This window comes from Bradyrhizobium sp. USDA 4501, from assembly GCF_054062115.1.
The window spans coordinates 5,328,181-5,344,722 of the sequence record NZ_JBSSEX010000001.1 but is presented as its reverse complement, the minus strand read 5'-3'; the positions used below and the strand labels follow the sequence as shown (position 1 = coordinate 5,344,722).

Below are 16,542 nucleotides of genomic sequence, written 5' to 3'. Positions count from 1 at the left end.
TGGCGCGGCGGCCCGTGTGCCGCTAAGCCGGTAGCATGCATACGAAGACCGACCCCGTGCACTCCTCGGCGGAGGCACTGCGATACCCTTGGGAGAACCATCCCGGCCACGACCAGGTCGTGGAGGTGGCTCCCGGCGTGCTGTGGGCGCGGCTGAAGCTGCCGTTCCGCCTCAACCATGTGAACATCTATCTGCTCGCCGACGGCGACGGCTGGACCATGGTGGATGCCGGCTTCGGCAACGAGGAATCGATCGCGGCCTGGACCACGCTGTTCGAGGGGCCGCTGAAACACGTCAAGGTCACCCGCCTGATCGTGACGCATTCGCATCCCGACCATGTCGGTCTCGCCGGCTGGATCACCGAGCGCTTCGGCTGCCCGCTGTTCATGTCGCAGGTGGAATATCTGCAGTCGGTCTATCACCAGAACCGCGGCACCGAGGAGCGGCGCAACGCGCAGCGGCTGTTCTTCCGCCGCCACGGCATGGACGAGGACCTCACCGAGAAGCTGCTCGGCCGTGGCCAGGATTACCTGAAGCGCGTGTCGGTGCTGCCGCCGTCCTATCACCGCCTCACCCATGGCGACGAGGTCGTGATCGGCACGCGGCGCTTCAAGGTGATCACCGGCGGCGGCCACGCGCTCGACCAGGTGATGCTGTATTGCGCGGCCGACAAGCTGTTCCTGTCCGCCGACCAGGTGCTCAGCAAGATCTCGCCCAATGTCAGCGTCTGGGCGGTCGAGCCCGAGCAGAACTCGCTCGGCGAATATCTGGCCTCGCTGGCAAGCCTGACCACCACCCTGCCCTACGACGTGATGGTGCTGCCGGGCCACGGCGTGCCGTTCTACGGGCTGAAGACCCGGATCAAGCAGCTCGCCGATCACCATGAGGAGCGCTGCCGGCTGATCGCCGAGGCCTGCCGCGAGGTGCCGCAGACCTCCAAGGAGCTGGTGCCCGTGGTGTTCCACAAGCACGTGCTGGACGAGCACCAGATGGGCTTCGCCGCCGGTGAGCTGGTCGCCCATGTCAATTACATGCTGGTCGAGGGCCGCCTGACGGCCGAAATGCACGCCGACGGCATGCTGCGCTTCAAGACCACCTGAACCCGGCCGGGCGGCAAGGCATCGCCCGGCGATTTGAACCGAAATCGAGCCGAACGGCCCCGGCTAGGGCAATTTGCCCAACTGCGACGCATGCCCAGATGTGGGTCAATGCATGGACATTAGAGCTGGAAAAGCTCTAAGAAGAAGCAGTCATTCCGGTCAGGTTCCGCTTTCTGGGTTTGCCGATGGATTACAGCCAGTTCTTCAATACCGCCCTCAACCGCCTGCACGACGAGCGGCGCTACCGGGTGTTTGCCGACCTCGAACGGATCGCGGGCCGCTTCCCGCACGCCACCTGGCATTCGCCGAAGGGCAGCCGCAACGTCGTGATCTGGTGCTCCAACGACTATCTCGGCATGGGCCAGCATCCCAAGGTGGTCGGTGCCATGGTCGAGACCGCGACCCGGGTCGGCACCGGCGCCGGCGGCACCCGCAACATCGCGGGCACCCATCATCCGCTGGTGCAGCTCGAGGCGGAACTCGCCGACCTCCACGGCAAGGAAGCCTCGCTGCTGTTTACCTCGGGCTATGTCTCGAACCAGACCGGCATCTCGACGCTCGCCAAGCTGATCCCGAACTGCCTGATCCTGTCGGACGCGCTGAACCACAATTCGATGATCGAAGGCGTCCGCCAGGCCGGCTGCGAACGCCAGATATTCCGCCACAACGACGTCGCGCATCTCGAGGAGCTCTTGATCGCCGCCGGTCCCGACCGGCCGAAGCTGATCGTCTGCGAGAGCCTTTATTCGATGGACGGCGACGTCGCACCGCTCGGCAAGATCTGCGATCTCGCCGAGCAATACGGCGCCATGACCTATCTCGACGAAGTGCATGCGGTCGGCATGTACGGCCCGCGTGGCGGCGGCATCGCCGAGCGCGACGGCGTGATGCACCGGATCGATATCGTCGAGGGCACGCTGGCAAAAGCCTTTGGCTGCCTCGGCGGCTACATCGCGGGCCGCGCCGAGGTCATCGACGCGGTGCGCTCCTATGCGCCGGGCTTCATCTTCACCACCGCGCTGCCGCCGGCGATCTGCTCGGCCGCGACGGCTGCGATCCGGCACCTGAAGACCTCGAACTGGGAGCGCGAGCGCCACCAGGACCGTGCCGCCCGCACCAAGGCGATCCTGACCGCCGCCGGCCTGCCGGTCATGTCGAGCGACACCCATATCGTGCCGCTGTTCGTCGGCGATCCCGAGAAGTGCAAGCGGGCCTCCGACCTGCTGCTCGAGGACCACGGCATCTACATCCAGCCGATCAACTATCCGACGGTCGCCAAGGGCACCGAGCGGCTGCGCATCACGCCCTCGCCCTACCATGACGACGGCCTGATCGACGCGCTGGCCGAGGCGCTGCTCCAGGTCTGGGACCGGCTCGGCCTGCCCCTGCACCAGAAGTCGCTGGCCGCCGAGTAACCCTATCCGCTTCCGACCCCGAATTTGGGCCGGCCGTGCATCGCGCGGCCGGTCCTTTGCGTTATAATCCTGACAACCGGCCCTTCCCCAGCGGCCGGGACAGGAGATGAGCAGCGATGCTGCACGACTGGGGCGTAATCGCCACGGCGTTCGCCTACATCGGATTGTTGTTCTTCATTGCCAGCCGCGGCGACCGCAGCTCGCCGGGCGAGCGCGGCCGCGCCAGCCAGTGGATCTATCCGCTGTCGCTGGCGATCTACTGCACCTCCTGGACCTTCTTCGGCTCGGTCGGCTTCGCCACCCGCACCAGCATCGACTTCCTGGCGATCTATGTCGGCCCGATCGTGATGGTCGGATTGTGCACGCCGCTGCTGCGCCGGGTGATCGCGCTCGCCAAGTCGCAGAACATCACCTCGATCGCCGACTTCATCGCCGCGCGCTACGGCAAGAGCCAGGCGGTGGCGGCGACAGTGGCACTGATCGCGATCATCGGCTCGGTGCCCTACATCGCGCTGCAGCTCAAGGCGGTGGCGGCGTCGCTGGAGACCATCCTGAGCGAGGACCAGGCGTTCTCGAAAATCCCCGTGATCGGCGACATCGCGCTGATGGTCACGCTGGCGATGGCGGTGTTCGCGGTGCTGTTCGGCACCCGCCACACCGACGCGACCGAGCACCAGCACGGCCTGATCCTCGCGATCGCGGCCGAGTCCATCGTCAAGCTGGTCGCCTTCATCGCCGCCGGCGCTTTCGTCACCTTCTGGATGTTCTCGCCGGTCGAGCTCTACGAGCGTGCCCTGAAGACGCCGGAGGCGGTGCGCGCGATCGAATATGTCCCGTCGATCGGCAATTTCCTGATCATGACGCTGCTGTCGTTCTGCGCGGTCATGCTGCTGCCGCGCCAGTTCCATGTCAGCGTGGTGGAGAATTCGACGCCCGCCGAAGTCACCCGGGCGCGCTGGCTGTTCCCGCTCTACCTCATCGCCATCAACCTGTTCGTGATTCCGATCGCGATCGCAGGCCTCGTCATCTTCCCGTTCGGCGCGGTCGATGCCGACATGTTCGTGCTGGCGCTGCCGATCGAGGGCAATTCGCAATTGCTCAGCCTCGCCGTGTTCGTCGGCGGGCTGTCGGCGGCGACCGCGATGGTGATCGTCGAATGCGTCGCGCTGTCGATCATGGTCTCCAACGACATCGTGCTGCCGCTGGTCTTGCCGCGCAGCGACGACGCCAGCGCCGGCCAGAAGGACTTTGGCGATTTCCTGCTGAAGGCGCGCCGCTTCTCGATCTTCGCCATCATGGTGCTGGCGTATTTCTACTATCGCGCGCTCGGCAATACCCAGCTGGTCGCGATCGGCCTGCTGTCGTTTGCCGCGATCACCCAGCTGGCGCCGGCGTTCTTCGGCGGCCTGTTCTGGCGCAGAGCCACCGCACGCGGCGCCATGGCGGGCATGCTGGTCGGCTTCGCGACGTGGCTCTACACGCTGTTCATCCCGAGCTTCCTGGAAACCTCGACCACCGGCCTGATGCTGCTGCAGCACGGGCCGTTCGGGATCGAGGCGTTGCGGCCGCAGGCGCTGTTCGGCGCCGACCTGCCGCCGCTGCTGCACGGCGTGCTGTGGAGCCTTGCGCTCAACATCCTCACCTATGTGCTGTTCTCGCTGGCGCGCGCGCCGTCCTCGATCGAGTTGTTGCAGGCCGACGTGTTCGTGCCCAACGCGCTGGCCCCGATCGCGCCCAGCTTCCGGCGCTGGCGCACCACGGTGACGGTGGAGGATATCCAGAGCACGGTGACGCAATATCTCGGCCCCGACCGCACCCGCGAGGCCTTCGCCTCCTTCGCCGTCGACCGCAACATCGTGCTGCTGGCGTCGGCTCCGGCCGATTTCGAGTTGCTGCAGCATGCCGAGCGGTTGATCGCCTCCTCGATCGGGGCCGCGTCCTCGCGCCTTGTGATGTCGCTGCTGCTGCAACGGCGCACGGTGTCGGCCAAGGCCGCGCTGAAACTGCTCGACGACTCCCACGCCGCCCTGCACTTCAACCGCGAGATCCTGCAGACCGCGCTCAATCACGTGCGCCAGGGCATCGCGGTGTTCGACGCCGATCTGCAGCTGATCTGTTCCAACCGCCAGTTCTCCGAATTGCTGGGGCTGCCGCAGCATCTGGTGCAGCTCGGCATCCCGCTGTCCGAAATCCTCGAATTCATGGGCGCGATCAGTCCGCCTGCGTCCGGCGACGGCGACAGCCTGCTGCAGGCCCGCCTGCGCGCCTACACCACCGAGGGCGAGCCTTATCTGGAACGCTTCACCGACCGCCATCTGGTGATCGAGGTGCGTGCCAACCGCATGCCGGGCGGCGGGCTCGTCATCACCTTCTCCGACGTCACGCCGAGCTTCGAGGCGGCGGAGGCGCTGGAGCGCGCCAACGCGACGCTGGAAAAGCGGGTGCGCGACCGCACCGAGGAGCTGACGCGGCTGAATTCGGAGCTCGCGCTCGCCAAGGGCATCGCGGAAGACGCCAACGCCTCGAAGACACGCTTCCTTGCGGCCGCCAGCCACGACATCCTGCAGCCGCTCAATGCGGCGCGCCTCTACGTCACGAGCCTGGTCGAGCGCCAGAACGGCGGCGAGGATTCGCGCCTGGTCGAGAACATCGACGACTCGCTCGAGGCGATCGAGGACATCCTGGGCGCGCTGCTCGACATTTCCAGGCTCGATGCCGGCGCCATGACGCCGGCGATCACGAGCTTCCGGATGGCCGACCTGATGCGCTCGCTGGAGATCGAGTTCATGCCGATCGCCCGCGACAAGGGCCTCGACCTGCGCTTCGTGCCGTGCTCGCTGCCGGTCGAATCCGACCGCTCGCTGCTGCGCCGGCTGCTGCAGAACTTCATCTCCAACGCGATCAAATATACCCCGCGCGGCCGCGTCTTGATCGGCTGCCGCCGCCGCGGCACCACGCTCCAGATCAGCATCTTCGACACCGGCGTCGGCATTCCCGTGCAGAAGCGCGGCGAGATCTTCAAGGAGTTCCACCGCCTCGAGCAGGGCGCCCGGATCGCCCGCGGCCTCGGCCTCGGCCTGTCGATCGTCGAGCGGCTGGCGCGGGTGCTCAACCACCGCATCGCGATCTCGGCCAATGTCAGCGGCGGCTCGGCGTTCTCGGTCACCGTGCCGGTCGCGACCGCGGTCAACCATACTGCGGCCGTCACCACCGCCACGCCCCTGTCGAAGACGCCGATGAGCGCGCTCGCTGATTGTCTGCATCGAGAATGATCCTGCCATCCTCGACGGCATGAAGACGCTGCTGACGGCGTGGGACGCCGAGGTGATCGCGGTGCTCGACGCCGACGGCGCGATCAGCGCGATCGAGGCCGCCGGTGGCCGCGTCACCGGCGTCCTGGTCGACTACCATCTCGACCGCGGCAACGGCGTCGCCGCGATCCGCGAGATCCGCCGCCGCTTCGGCGACGGCATTCCGGCGATCCTGATCACCGCCGACCGCAGCCCTGCGGTGCGCGCCGCCGCGCGCGAGGAAAACATCGCGGTGCTGAACAAGCCGGTGAAACCCGCCTCGCTCCGCGCCCTACTCGGACAATGGCGCACCCAGCAGATGGTGGCGGCGGAGTAGCGCGCGGCGGCGCAATCCAGGCGCGGATCTCGCATTGGATCATGATGCGACTGGATCGAATCGCATCATGAAGGCACGGCAAAGACACGGCGCTCCCTCCCGCAAGCGCGAGAGGTGAAGCGAGCCTGCGCAGTGGCCGGCTCAACCGAAAATCACATGCTCCAGCAAGATCGCCAAGCGTCGGGTTAGTTCGGCCCCATTCCGGCCGACGCCGGGTGCCCTGGCACCTGAAAGCGCTTGCCTGTGTCGGTGACGTTGGTTCCGTCGACCTTGAGGATCGAGAAATCCTGGCTGAGGTAGTTCCCGACCAGGATGTATTTTCCGTCAGGCGTGAAGACCGCGGCCTCAGGCAGTCCGCCGACTTCGATATCTCCGGTCTTGGTCACTTTCTTGCCGTCGATCTTCAGGACCGAGACGCTGCCGTTCTTCTCATGGAAGAACGCATTCTTCATGTTCGAGCCGCGCAGGATCACCGAGACTGCGAGATCCCCCTTCGGACTGACGCCAAGCCCCTCCGGTCCATCGCCGACCACCACGCGATCGATGATGCGCGGCGGCTTCGCTTCGAGATCGATGACGCTGGCCGTGTCGACGCTGCCGTCCGACGCGCCTGAGTTGCCATTGTCCGACGTCAACGCGATCTTGCTGTTCGGGGTCACTGCCACATTGTAAGGCCATTGGCCGGTCGGCAGGTCTATCTTGGCGTAGGTGACTTTGTCGCCGGCGATATCGAGCACCGATATCTTGTGCCCGGGAAAACGCGCAACCAGCGCGTGCTTGCCGTCTGGCGCGAACGCGACATGTGCGACACTGTCAGGCATCGATATCGTGTCCGTGATCTTGACGTCAGTGCCGTTGACTGAAAGTACGCTGATCGAATTGTCCCCGCGGTTGGCAACCAACGCCATCTTGCCATCGGGACTGAAGCTCAACCCTGATGGCTGCTTTCCACCGGCAATGGTCGCTGCCAGCTTGGGCGGGGTCGCCTTGAGATCGATCACATAGATCTTGTTATCCGGCACCTGCTTCAGAGCGTCGCCTTCCTTCACCACGTCGACCGAATCCGCGACCAGCGCCACCGTTCCGGTCGGATCGATAGCGACGTTGACCGGGGGGCCGACTACCGAGTTCTTCAATGGGAGAGAAGCCGCAATCTTCGGGTTCTCGGGATCGGCGAGATCGATGATCAGCACTTGATCCTTGCCGGGCGCGGACAGCACCGGCTTGCCGTCGTCGTCCCACAACAGCTTCTCGTCCAGGCCGACGATCATGAAGGGCTTGGCCTGAGCGCAATTGAAAGAGCTGGTACCGAGAAGGATTGCCGCAGCCAGAGATAGTCCGGCGACGCGAGTGACGGAAATCATGGCGTTCTCCCCAAAAGCACGCGGCCTCTCACGGGCCGGTGCCGGACAGGATACTCGGTTTTCGACCGATGCGCAGTTTGAATGGGATCTGGATGGCTTCGCGAAAGCGTGCCATCGGGCGCGCTTTCGCGCCACCCGCCGGCTCGCAATGCCGTGGCCCGAGCCCGGAAATCACAGCTGGAGTTGCTCGGGACTACGTCGGCGGCGTGCCCTGGCGCCATTGGCCGCCGGCGATCTTGGCGGCGGCGATCACGGCTTGGGTGCGGCTTTCGACGCCGAGCTTCTGCAGGATCGCCGAGACATGGGCCTTGATGGTCGCTTCGGAAACGCCGAGCTCGTAGGCGATCTGCTTGTTGAGCAGCCCCTCGGACAGCATCATCAGCACCCGCACCTGCTGCGGGGTCAGCGTCACCAGCCGGTCGCGCAGCCGCGTCATGTCGGGATCGCCGGCCGCCGACAGATCGGTGTCCGGCGGCACCCAGACGTCGCCCTCCATCACCTTCATGATGGCATCCCGCAGCGTCTCGACGCCGAAGCGCTTGGGGATGAAACCGGAAGCGCCAAAGTCGAGCGAGCGGCGGATGGTCCCGGCATCGTCACTGGCGGATACGATCACCACCGGGATCGCCGGATACTGCGCCCGCAGATAGATCAGGCCGGAGAAACCGCTGATCCCCGGCATGCTCAGGTCCAGCAGGATCAGGTCGACCTCGGAGTCCCGCTCCAGCAGCGCGGTCAGATCCTCGAACGATCCGGCCTCGCTGATCGTGGCCGAACTCACGACGCTCGACACCGCCTGACGCAACGCATCGCGGAACAGCGGATGGTCGTCGGCGATGACAAGATGAGTATTGGCAGCAGCAGTCATCTCAGTCCCACAAGCGGGCTTTAGGCAAACCCGCGTCGCTCGGTTTTCGCCCGCGCGGCAGTATCACGCAAGCGCTTGATAATACCAGATGCCAACGCGGTTAACCCGCGCAGCTTGTGCGCCGCAATAGACGCCTGCGGAGGCGTTCCATCCTGCTCTTCCTTCAGAAGATAGGTTCGATCCTGAAAAGGCCAAAAGTCTTATTGGGGCGGGTTTCACTGCGATGTTACCTTCATCTCAAGCCGAGGGCCTATTCGGGCCTCACCCGCCAGCCGGGGGCGAGCATGGCAGCAATATTTCGGGGGGAGCAATCCAGATGTCCACTATGACTGCAACTTCGGCGCGGCCCGCCGGCATGACAAAGGATGAGCGTTTCGTCATCCTCGCGTCGTCGCTCGGTACCGTGTTCGAGTGGTACGACTTCTATCTCTACGGTTCGCTGGCCGGCATCATCGGCGCGCAGTTCTTCTCGGACTATCCGCCGGCGACCCGCGACATCTTCGCGTTGCTGGCATTCGCCGCGGGCTTCCTGGTGCGCCCGTTCGGCGCGATCGTGTTCGGCCGGGTCGGCGACATCGTCGGCCGCAAATACACCTTCCTCGTCACCATCCTGATCATGGGTCTGTCGACCTTCATCGTCGGCCTGTTGCCCAACGCCAAGACCATCGGCATCGCGGCGCCGATCATCCTGATCTCGCTGCGCCTGCTGCAGGGCCTCGCGCTCGGCGGCGAATATGGCGGTGCCGCGACCTATGTCGCTGAGCATGCCCCGCCCGGCAAGCGCGGCTACTACACCTCGTTCATCCAGACCACGGCAACGCTTGGACTGTTTCTGTCGCTGCTGGTGATCCTGTTCACGCGAACCCTCACCGGCGAAAAGGACTTCGCCGACTGGGGCTGGCGCATTCCATTCCTGGTGTCGGTGCTGCTGCTCGGCATCTCGGTCTGGATCCGGCTGCGGCTGAACGAATCGCCGGTGTTCCAGCGGATGAAGGAGGAGGGCAAGACCTCCAAGGCGCCGCTGACCGAGGCCTTCGCGACCTGGAGCAACGCCAAGATCGTGATCCTCGCGCTGCTCGGCCTGACCATGGGCCAGGCGGTGATCTGGTACACGGGCCAGTTCTACGCGCTGTTCTTCCTGCAATCGATTCTGAAGGTCGACGGCTACACCGCCAACCTCTTGATCGCCTGGTCTCTGTTGCTCGGCACCGGCTTCTTCCTGGTGTTCGGCGCGCTGTCGGACAAGATCGGCCGCAAGCCGATCATCCTGGCGGGCTGCCTGATCGGCGCACTCACGCTGTTCCCGATCTTCAAGATGATCACGACCAACGCCAATCCGGCGCTGGAGAAGGCCTATGAGACTGTCAAGGTGCAGGTGGTTGCGGATCCGGCCGGCTGCGGCGATCTGTTCAACCCGGTCGGCACCCGCGTCTTCAGCGCGCCTTGCGACACCGCCCGCGCCTTCCTGGCCCAATCGTCGGTGAAATATTCGACGGTGCCGGGCCCGGCCGGCTCGCCGGTGAAGATCCTGATCAACGACAAGGAAGTGCCGTATACGGACGCCAAGACGTCGAACCCCGCAATCCTCGCGGCGGTGCAGGCGGCGGGCTATCCGAAGCCGGGTGACGCCGGCATCGTGAAGATGTCGCACCCGTTCGATGTCTTCCGTCCGCAGGTGGCCGCGGTCATCGGCCTGCTGTTCATCCTGGTGCTCTACGTCACCATGGTCTACGGCCCGATCGCCGCCATGCTGGTCGAACTGTTCCCGACCCGCATCCGCTACACCTCGATGTCGCTGCCCTATCATATCGGCAACGGCTGGTTCGGCGGCCTGCTCCCGGCGACCGCGTTCGCGATCACCGCCTCGACCGGCGACATCTACTCCGGTCTCTGGTATCCGGTCATCTTCGCCGCAATCACCGTCGTGGTCGGCGCGCTGTTCATTCCGGAAACCAAGGACGTCGACATCACCAAGACCTGACCGTCGACATCGCGATCAGAATTGCATCGGCCGCGGAGCGATCCGCGGCCGAGTCATTTGGAGGCCGCGTCTTAAAAGACAGGTCGCGCGCGTCAGCGCGTGGCGCCGATGAATTGCAGCACGATCTCGCGCCGGTGCGGACGGGCGCGATGCTCGATCAGATAGATGCCCTGCCAGGTGCCGAGCGCCATCTCGCCGTCGAGCACGGGGACCTGCAGCGAGGTCGCCGTCAGCATGGTCTTGATGTGCGCCGGCATGTCGTCAGGGCCTTCGGTGTCGTGACGCCAGCCGCCGTCTTCGGGCGCTGCGCGGTCGAGCGCCGTCTTCAGATCGACCAGCACGGTCGGATCGGCATTCTCCTGGATCGTCAGCGAGGCCGAGGTGTGGCGGATGAACAGCGTGACCACACCCTCGCCGGCACGCGCCTCGCGCAGGAATTTGGCGACCTCGCGCGTGATGTCGGTAAAGCCGGCGCCCGACGTTTCGACCGCCAGGCGCGACGACACGATGCTGGTTGCCGCGACGGAGGATGGCGCCGAGTGCGACATTTGCTTCGATGAACTCATCTTACCTCTAGACCGTCGTCCCGGCGAAGGCCGGGACCCATAACCACCGATGTTCATTGGTTACGCGAGATATCAACTCCGAGTCGTCGAAATCGAGAGGCTACGGCGTATGGGTCCCGGCTTTCGCCCATAGGCGCTAAAATAGGATTTGCGCCTTGGATTCGTTTGTGATTCCAAGATGGAATGGCACACGAATCGCTTGTGAACAAAGATTGGGCGCGCGTTGTCGCCCGACTTGGCGGAGCCGAGGCTCTGAACATTAGCGCGCGCAAGACGAAGGCGTTTGTCCGTCCGCGGGAGATCAGCAATGCGGTCGACTTGCTGCGCCTGATCTTGGCTTATTGCCTTGGTGAGAAAGGGCTGCGGTTGACGGCGGCATGGGCCACGTCGGTTGGGCTTGTCGATATCTCCAACGTGGCTCTGTTGTATCGCTTACGTCAGTGCGGAGATTGGCTGGCAATCTTGGTCGAGCAGGCGCTTGCCGACGCGGCGCCGAAGGCGAGCCGCGGTCGTCTGATCCGTATTGTTGACGCCACGACGGTCCCCAAGGCTGGGACGAGCGGCAGGAACAAGAACGCAGTGTGGCGTATCCATAGCGCGTTCGATCTTCCGCAGGAGCGCTTTGGTCACTTCGAGCTGACCGATCAGCGAGCGGGCGAGACGCTGGATCGGATACCGGCGGTTGCCGGTGAGATCCGTCTTGCCGATCGCGCCTATCTGCAACCGGAGCGCATGGCGCATCTCGTCGATGCCGATGCAGACTTCGTGATCCGGGCCGGCTGGAAGAGCGCGCGCTGGCTCGATGCCGAAGGTAATCTTGTTGACCTCACTGCCGAACTGCGCAACGCCTCGGCGCGTGGCCTGATCGATCGGCCGATTTGGATAAAGCGCAAGTCAGGTGCGCCGCCGCTCGCAGTGCGTCTGGTTGCCGCGAAGAAGCCGGCGCAAGCTGCTGCGGCTGCGCGACGCAAGGCGCGCCGGACTGCACAAAAGGGAGGTCATCAGCTCTCCAGGCAAACACTTGACGCCGCAGATTGGGTGATCCTGGTGACCTCACTCAGGCCAGAGGACTTCACGACTGCAGATATCCTCGCCCTCTATCGGCTGCGATGGCGCATTGAGCTCGGCTTCAAGCGGCTGAAAAGCCTGATTGGCCTGAAGGGACCTCCCGGAACCGACGAGCGGTCCGCCAGACCCCATATCCTCGCTCATCTGCTGATCATTCTATTGCTCGAGCCGCTCGTCGACGAACTCGAAGACTCTCCCCGCTTGCCCGACGCCGCCTGACCCACCCAGTGACGTGGCGTCTGCTGCGCCAGCTCGTCGCTTCGCTACGGCAAGCGATCATTCCACAGCCCGCAATCGCTCTACTCTGCAGAGCCAGTCACGCTCTCCGGCGACATCTACGCGAGCCACCCAGACATAAGCGCCACTATCAGACTATGATCAAACTATCTTAGCGCCTATGGGCTTTCGCCGGGACGACGCTGGAGAGACAGCGCCAGCACAACATCAAATCTTGCCGCCATTGATGTCGCGCTGCACGCGGTTGGCCATTTCGATCAGTCGCCGCCAGGCCCGCTCCACGAACGACATCATGCGATCCATGTCGCGGTCGCTCGGCAGCGGGATCTCGATCTTGCGCTCGCCCTCGGCGACCTTCGGCTCGGTCTTGGGCTCCGGCTTCTTCAGCTGATCGGATTTCGGCAACGCTTCGTCGGTCTTGGCCGACGGTGCGCGCGCGGCGAGCTCATCCTTGAGCTTGTCATTGTCGGCTTGCAGGCGCCCGATCTCGGCATCCAGCGCCGCCCGCTCGTCCGGCACCATGTAACAGGCCCAGCCGGCGCTGGAATTGGTGCAGGTCGACACCGCGCCGGTGCGCGTGTCGAGCCGCAGGAAACCATCGCCGGCGGGTGATAAGGCGTAGCGGCCATTCTCGGTGTCCGGCACGGTTTGCGCGATCGCCGCGCCGCTTGCGATCAGGATGGCAGCAATTGCGATGGACAATTTCGACGGTGACATCGCGATGGGCATGGCTTGCTCCGCCTCAACCTGATTCCTGCCCTAGACCACAGAGCTATAGGGCTTACGGCCTGACTTCAACGCGTCTTCAAGCAATTCGATCCGGTCCTGGCCCCAGAACACCTCGCCATCGAGCACATATCCGGGCGAGCCGAACACGTCGGCGTCCAATGCATTCTGGCGATTCTGCTCATAGGCCGCGCTGATCGCTTCAGTGCTCGAGCGCTCGACCAGCTGCCGGCCGGGCAAACCGGCATCGTCGGCGAGCTTCACCAGCGTCGCAGGATCAGCAAGATTAAGCTGCTGCTCCCACACCGCGGGATAGGCCCGTTGCAAGAACGGCTCGGGGTCGAGGCCGGCCTCGAGCATCGCGATCACCACGCCATCGGCAAGGCGCCCGTTGAACGGCCAGTTGGCCGGCTGCAAATGAAAATTCAGTCCGCGCTTGTCGCGCCAGCGCTGCAACTCGATCATCCGATAGCGCTGCCGCACCGGATGGCGCTTGGCGAGCGGCAGTCCGCCGGTCTCGGAGAACAGATCGACCAGCAGCACAGGCCGGTAATTTACCTTGAGATCGTAAGTGCTTACGAGTCGAACGAAGGGCTTGTGGCCGATATAGGCCCAGGGGGATTGCAGCGAGAAGTAGTAATCGATCTGGCGCGACATGCGGAACCTGACTGCGTGAGAGGACGGGACTTTCGGCGATCCCAGCAGAGCGGGAATAGCCACGCAATATCGCTCAATGCCACGCAAGCTGTTGCACTGCGATCACTGCGTCACTCTGACCTTGAATATCTCCAAATAAAACCAGCAGAATCAAAGCAATAACTGGTTACGACGCAATCTTGACTTGATTAGACGCGGTAAGTATGGTCCGCGCGGCTTTTGACGGGGACGGGCGCAATTTCCATCATCCGCGGCATCGGTTAGTGTTTCCAGCATGGCTGAGAACACCAACGACGGCGCAAATGGAAGTCGCGATCAATCGCCTCCTGACGAAGCTGCGCTTTCCGCAAGGCTCGGAAGTCTCGATCATCGGTTGTCAGAAATTCGCGACAGCCGCAGGAGCAAGACTGATCAATCCGGTAATGAAAGCGGGGACAGTGCGGCCAGAGCTTCGGCTATGGCGCTCGGTTTTCGTCTTTCCTCGGAGCTGATCGCGGGCGTTGCCGTCGGAGCGGCGATTGGCTGGGGGTTCGACCGTTTGCTGTCGACGTCGCCATTCGGCTTCATCGTGTTAACGCTGCTCGGCTTCGTCGCCGGGGTGGTCAACGTGGTGAGGTCCGCGGGCGTGGCCTCGGGCAAGCGCTGAGCGCTGGCGGGAAGTCACGACATTTGAAATTCGATTACCGGCACGATAGCCGGTGGACCAAGAGCCGCGCGGATGAAAATCGACCCGATCCACCAGTTCAATATCGAGCCCCTCTTCACGCTCGGCCACATCGGCAATCACACGATCGCCTTCACCAATTCCTCGCTCTTCATGCTCATCGCGGTGCTGCTGATTGCGCTGCTGATGCTGGCGAGCGGCCGGGAACTGGTTCCGGGACGGCTGCAGTCGGTCGCCGAGATCTCCTACGAGTTCGTCGCCACCACGATTCGCAGCACGGCTGGCGCGGAAGGCATGAAGTTCTTCCCGCTGATCTTCTCGCTCTTCATGTTCCTCTGCGTCTCGAACCTGGTCGGCGTCATCCCCTACACCTTCACGATCGCGAGCCACCTGATCGTCACCGCGGCGCTCGCGCTTTTGGTGTTCTTCACCGTCCTGATCTACGGCGTCTACAAGAACGGCCTGAAATTCTTCAGCATCTTCGTCCCCCACGGCGTTCCGATCTACATCCTGCCGCTGGTCATGTTCATCGAGATCCTGTCGTTCTTCCTGCGGCCGGTCTCGCACAGCGTTCGTCTGTTCGCCAACATGCTGGCCGGCCACATCGCATTGAAGGTGTTCGCGGGCTTCGTCGCGATGCTCGGCTTCTCGCTGGGCGCGCTCGGCTGGGTCGGCGGCGTGCTGCCGCTGGCGCTCACGATTGCGCTGTATGCCCTCGAACTGCTGGTCGCGTTCCTGCAGGCCTACGTGTTCGCGATCCTGACCTGCATCTACCTCAACGACGCCATTCATCCGGGACACTAAGCGGTCCGGGGAATCTCCACCCACCAATCTGTCTATCTTTCTCAAGGAGCTACATATGGAACCGGCAGCAGCAAAACTTATCGGCGCGGGCATCGCGTGCATCGGCATGGGCGGCGCGGGCGTCGGCGTGGGCATCATCTTCGGCAACTACCTCGCCGCTGCGGTGCGTAACCCGTCGGCCGCTCAGGGCCAGTTCGGCAACCTGATCTTCGGCTTCGCCGTGACCGAAGCGCTCGGCATCTTCTCGCTGCTGATCGCGCTGCTCCTGCTGTTCGTTCCGCTCTGAGCGGCACGCCGGTTCCGCTCTGCGGTAACCCGGTTCCGCTTTGCGGTAACCCCTTCGCGCCGCCCAAGGTTCGTTCCAAGGGCGGCGCGCATGACAGCAACAGGAGAACACCGTGGCTGAGAGTCATGGCGAGGCAAAAGGCCAGAAAGCCGGCGCCCACACCGAGACCGACGGCGGACATCACGGCGGAGCCTTTCCGCCGTTCGATTCGTCCAACTTCGCCTCGCAGCTGGTCTCGCTGGCGATTGCATTTGTCGCGCTCTACCTGATCGTGTCGCGTATCGCCCTGCCGCGCGTCGGCGGGACGATCGATGCACGTCAGAACAAGATCGAGGGCGATCTGGCCGAGGCGCAGAAGCTGAAGGACGAGTCCGACGCGGCGCTGAAGGCCTACGAGACCGAGCTGGCGAATGCGCGCGCCAACGCGCAGGCGATCGGCAACGAGACCCGCGAAAAGCTGAACGCGGCCTCGGAAGCCGAGCGCAAGGCGCTGGAAGAGAAGCTGGCGGCAAAGCTCGCCGACGCCGAGAAGCAGATCGCAACGACGAGGACCAACGCCATGAGCAACGTCCGCGGCATCGCGGCGGATGCGGCCGGCGCCATCGTCCAGCAACTTGCCGGCGTCACGCCGGACGCCAATGCGGTCAACAGCGCCGTCGACGCGTCGCTGAAGGGATAGACGATGTTTTACGAACCGGAAACCTGGGTTGCGATCGCCTTCGTCCTTCTGCTGGTCGTGTTCGGCTATCTCGGCGTTCATCGCACCCTGCTGACGGCGCTCGACCACCGCGCCGAGCGCATCAAGGCCGAGCTGGAAGACGCCCGCCGTCTGAAGGACGAGGCCAACAAGCTGCTCGGCGAGTACAAGGCGCGCCGCGCCAGCGCGGAGCGCGAGGCCGAGGAGATCATCTCCAACGCCAAGGTCGAAGCCGAACGGATCGCGGCCGAAGCCAAGACCAAGATGGAAGATTTTGTCGCGCGGCGGACCAAGACCGCCGAGAGCAAGATCGCCCAGGCCGAGGCCCAGGCCGTGGCCGATGTCCGCGCCGCCGCGGCCAACGCCGCGGTGACGGCCGCCTCGACCATCCTGTCGCAGTCGGTCAAGGGCTCGGTTGCCGACGACCTCGTCGGCAAGGGCATCGCCGAAGTCCGCTCCAAGCTGAACTGACGCTATCTGAA

General features: G+C 64.2%; 14 protein-coding genes and 1 pseudogene. 10 read left to right on the top strand and 5 right to left on the bottom strand.

Going from position 1 to position 16,542, the window contains the following annotated elements; genetic code table 11:
* Positions 1 to 35: 35 nt before the first annotated feature.
* The 3 genes and pseudogenes from ACVWZM_RS24330 to ACVWZM_RS24320 all read left to right on the top strand — a co-directional run bounded on the left by ACVWZM_RS24330 (position 36) and on the right by ACVWZM_RS24320 (position 6,142).
* On the top strand, positions 36 to 1,100 hold the full coding sequence (locus ACVWZM_RS24330; RefSeq protein WP_026191925.1) for an MBL fold metallo-hydrolase: 1,065 nt from the start codon (positions 36 to 38) through the stop codon (positions 1,098 to 1,100).
* Between the two features lie 185 nt (positions 1,101 to 1,285).
* Positions 1,286 to 2,515 carry a 5-aminolevulinate synthase gene (gene hemA / locus ACVWZM_RS24325; protein WP_057019433.1) on the top strand — a complete coding sequence of 410 codons (1,230 nt, stop codon included), beginning with the start codon at positions 1,286 to 1,288 and terminating at the stop codon, positions 2,513 to 2,515.
* A 116-nt stretch (positions 2,516 to 2,631) separates the two neighbouring features.
* A pseudogene (locus tag ACVWZM_RS24320) lies at positions 2,632 to 6,142 on the top strand (PAS domain-containing hybrid sensor histidine kinase/response regulator).
* Between the two features lie 185 nt (positions 6,143 to 6,327).
* On the opposite strand, the gene ACVWZM_RS24315 reads toward ACVWZM_RS24320, so the two are convergent.
* Positions 6,328 to 7,506 carry a YncE family protein gene (locus ACVWZM_RS24315; protein WP_456815064.1) on the bottom strand — a complete coding sequence of 393 codons (1,179 nt, stop codon included), beginning with the start codon at positions 7,504 to 7,506 and terminating at the stop codon, positions 6,328 to 6,330.
* A 193-nt stretch (positions 7,507 to 7,699) separates the two neighbouring features.
* Positions 7,700 to 8,374: a response regulator gene (locus ACVWZM_RS24310; RefSeq protein ID WP_057019436.1), complete on the bottom strand. Its 675-nt coding sequence runs from the start codon at positions 8,372 to 8,374 to the stop codon at positions 7,700 to 7,702.
* 316 nt (positions 8,375 to 8,690) lie between these two features.
* Here ACVWZM_RS24310 and ACVWZM_RS24305 point away from each other — a divergent pair, with 316 nt between their 5' ends.
* Positions 8,691 to 10,355, top strand: coding sequence for an MFS transporter (locus ACVWZM_RS24305; RefSeq protein WP_035631004.1), 1,665 nt, complete (start codon positions 8,691 to 8,693; stop codon positions 10,353 to 10,355).
* A gap of 92 nt (positions 10,356 to 10,447) precedes the next feature.
* Here ACVWZM_RS24305 and ACVWZM_RS24300 read toward each other — a convergent pair whose 3' ends face one another.
* Positions 10,448 to 10,921, bottom strand: a complete 474-nt coding sequence (locus ACVWZM_RS24300) for a secondary thiamine-phosphate synthase enzyme YjbQ (protein ID WP_456815065.1) — start codon at positions 10,919 to 10,921, stop codon at positions 10,448 to 10,450.
* Between the two features lie 201 nt (positions 10,922 to 11,122).
* Between ACVWZM_RS24300 and ACVWZM_RS24295 the strand changes: the two genes are divergently transcribed.
* Positions 11,123 to 12,208, top strand: coding sequence for an IS4 family transposase (locus ACVWZM_RS24295; RefSeq protein WP_456851881.1), 1,086 nt, complete (start codon positions 11,123 to 11,125; stop codon positions 12,206 to 12,208).
* Positions 12,209 to 12,433: 225 nt separating this feature from the next.
* Here ACVWZM_RS24295 and ACVWZM_RS24290 read toward each other — a convergent pair whose 3' ends face one another.
* Together ACVWZM_RS24290 and ACVWZM_RS24285 are read right to left on the bottom strand one after the other, a co-directional pair.
* Positions 12,434 to 12,955, bottom strand: coding sequence for a hypothetical protein (locus ACVWZM_RS24290; protein ID WP_456782784.1), 522 nt, complete (start codon positions 12,953 to 12,955; stop codon positions 12,434 to 12,436).
* A 30-nt stretch (positions 12,956 to 12,985) separates the two neighbouring features.
* The gene (locus ACVWZM_RS24285; protein ID WP_057019439.1) at positions 12,986 to 13,609 is read right to left on the bottom strand and encodes a 2-hydroxychromene-2-carboxylate isomerase; all 624 of its coding nucleotides are present in this window, start codon (positions 13,607 to 13,609) and stop codon (positions 12,986 to 12,988) included.
* A gap of 274 nt (positions 13,610 to 13,883) precedes the next feature.
* Between ACVWZM_RS24285 and ACVWZM_RS24280 the strand changes: the two genes are divergently transcribed.
* From ACVWZM_RS24280 to ACVWZM_RS24260, 5 genes are all read left to right on the top strand, one after another.
* Entirely contained in the window at positions 13,884 to 14,255 is a 372-nt protein-coding gene (locus ACVWZM_RS24280) for an AtpZ/AtpI family protein (protein WP_028338953.1), read from the top strand.
* A gap of 72 nt (positions 14,256 to 14,327) precedes the next feature.
* Positions 14,328 to 15,077, top strand: a complete 750-nt coding sequence (locus ACVWZM_RS24275; protein WP_016847053.1) for a F0F1 ATP synthase subunit A — start codon at positions 14,328 to 14,330, stop codon at positions 15,075 to 15,077.
* A 55-nt stretch (positions 15,078 to 15,132) separates the two neighbouring features.
* Entirely contained in the window at positions 15,133 to 15,363 is a 231-nt protein-coding gene (locus ACVWZM_RS24270) for a F0F1 ATP synthase subunit C (RefSeq protein WP_016847054.1), read from the top strand.
* Between the two features lie 112 nt (positions 15,364 to 15,475).
* On the top strand, positions 15,476 to 16,042 hold the full coding sequence (locus tag ACVWZM_RS24265) for a F0F1 ATP synthase subunit B (protein WP_076830944.1): 567 nt from the start codon (positions 15,476 to 15,478) through the stop codon (positions 16,040 to 16,042).
* A 3-nt stretch (positions 16,043 to 16,045) separates the two neighbouring features.
* Positions 16,046 to 16,531, top strand: a complete 486-nt coding sequence (locus tag ACVWZM_RS24260; protein ID WP_076830947.1) for a F0F1 ATP synthase subunit B family protein — start codon at positions 16,046 to 16,048, stop codon at positions 16,529 to 16,531.
* The last annotated feature ends 11 nt before the right edge of the window (positions 16,532 to 16,542 follow it).

What these genes read in the sequence shown, in the direction of transcription:
- ACVWZM_RS24330 (WP_026191925.1), top strand. Translation starts at nt 36, where the DNA reads ATGCATACGAAGACCGACCCCGTGCACTCCTCGGCGGAGGCACTGCGA.
- hemA (WP_057019433.1), top strand. Translation starts at nt 1,286, where the DNA reads ATGGATTACAGCCAGTTCTTCAATACCGCCCTCAACCGCCTGCACGAC.
- ACVWZM_RS24315 (WP_456815064.1), bottom strand. Translation starts at nt 7,506, where the DNA reads ATGATTTCCGTCACTCGCGTCGCCGGACTATCTCTGGCTGCGGCAATC.
- ACVWZM_RS24310 (WP_057019436.1), bottom strand. Translation starts at nt 8,374, where the DNA reads ATGACTGCTGCTGCCAATACTCATCTTGTCATCGCCGACGACCATCCG.
- ACVWZM_RS24305 (WP_035631004.1), top strand. Translation starts at nt 8,691, where the DNA reads ATGTCCACTATGACTGCAACTTCGGCGCGGCCCGCCGGCATGACAAAG.
- ACVWZM_RS24300 (WP_456815065.1), bottom strand. Translation starts at nt 10,921, where the DNA reads ATGAGTTCATCGAAGCAAATGTCGCACTCGGCGCCATCCTCCGTCGCG.
- ACVWZM_RS24290 (WP_456782784.1), bottom strand. Translation starts at nt 12,955, where the DNA reads ATGCCCATCGCGATGTCACCGTCGAAATTGTCCATCGCAATTGCTGCC.
- ACVWZM_RS24285 (WP_057019439.1), bottom strand. Translation starts at nt 13,609, where the DNA reads ATGTCGCGCCAGATCGATTACTACTTCTCGCTGCAATCCCCCTGGGCC.
- ACVWZM_RS24280 (WP_028338953.1), top strand. Translation starts at nt 13,884, where the DNA reads ATGGCTGAGAACACCAACGACGGCGCAAATGGAAGTCGCGATCAATCG.
- ACVWZM_RS24275 (WP_016847053.1), top strand. Translation starts at nt 14,328, where the DNA reads ATGAAAATCGACCCGATCCACCAGTTCAATATCGAGCCCCTCTTCACG.
- ACVWZM_RS24270 (WP_016847054.1), top strand. Translation starts at nt 15,133, where the DNA reads ATGGAACCGGCAGCAGCAAAACTTATCGGCGCGGGCATCGCGTGCATC.
- ACVWZM_RS24260 (WP_076830947.1), top strand. Translation starts at nt 16,046, where the DNA reads ATGTTTTACGAACCGGAAACCTGGGTTGCGATCGCCTTCGTCCTTCTG.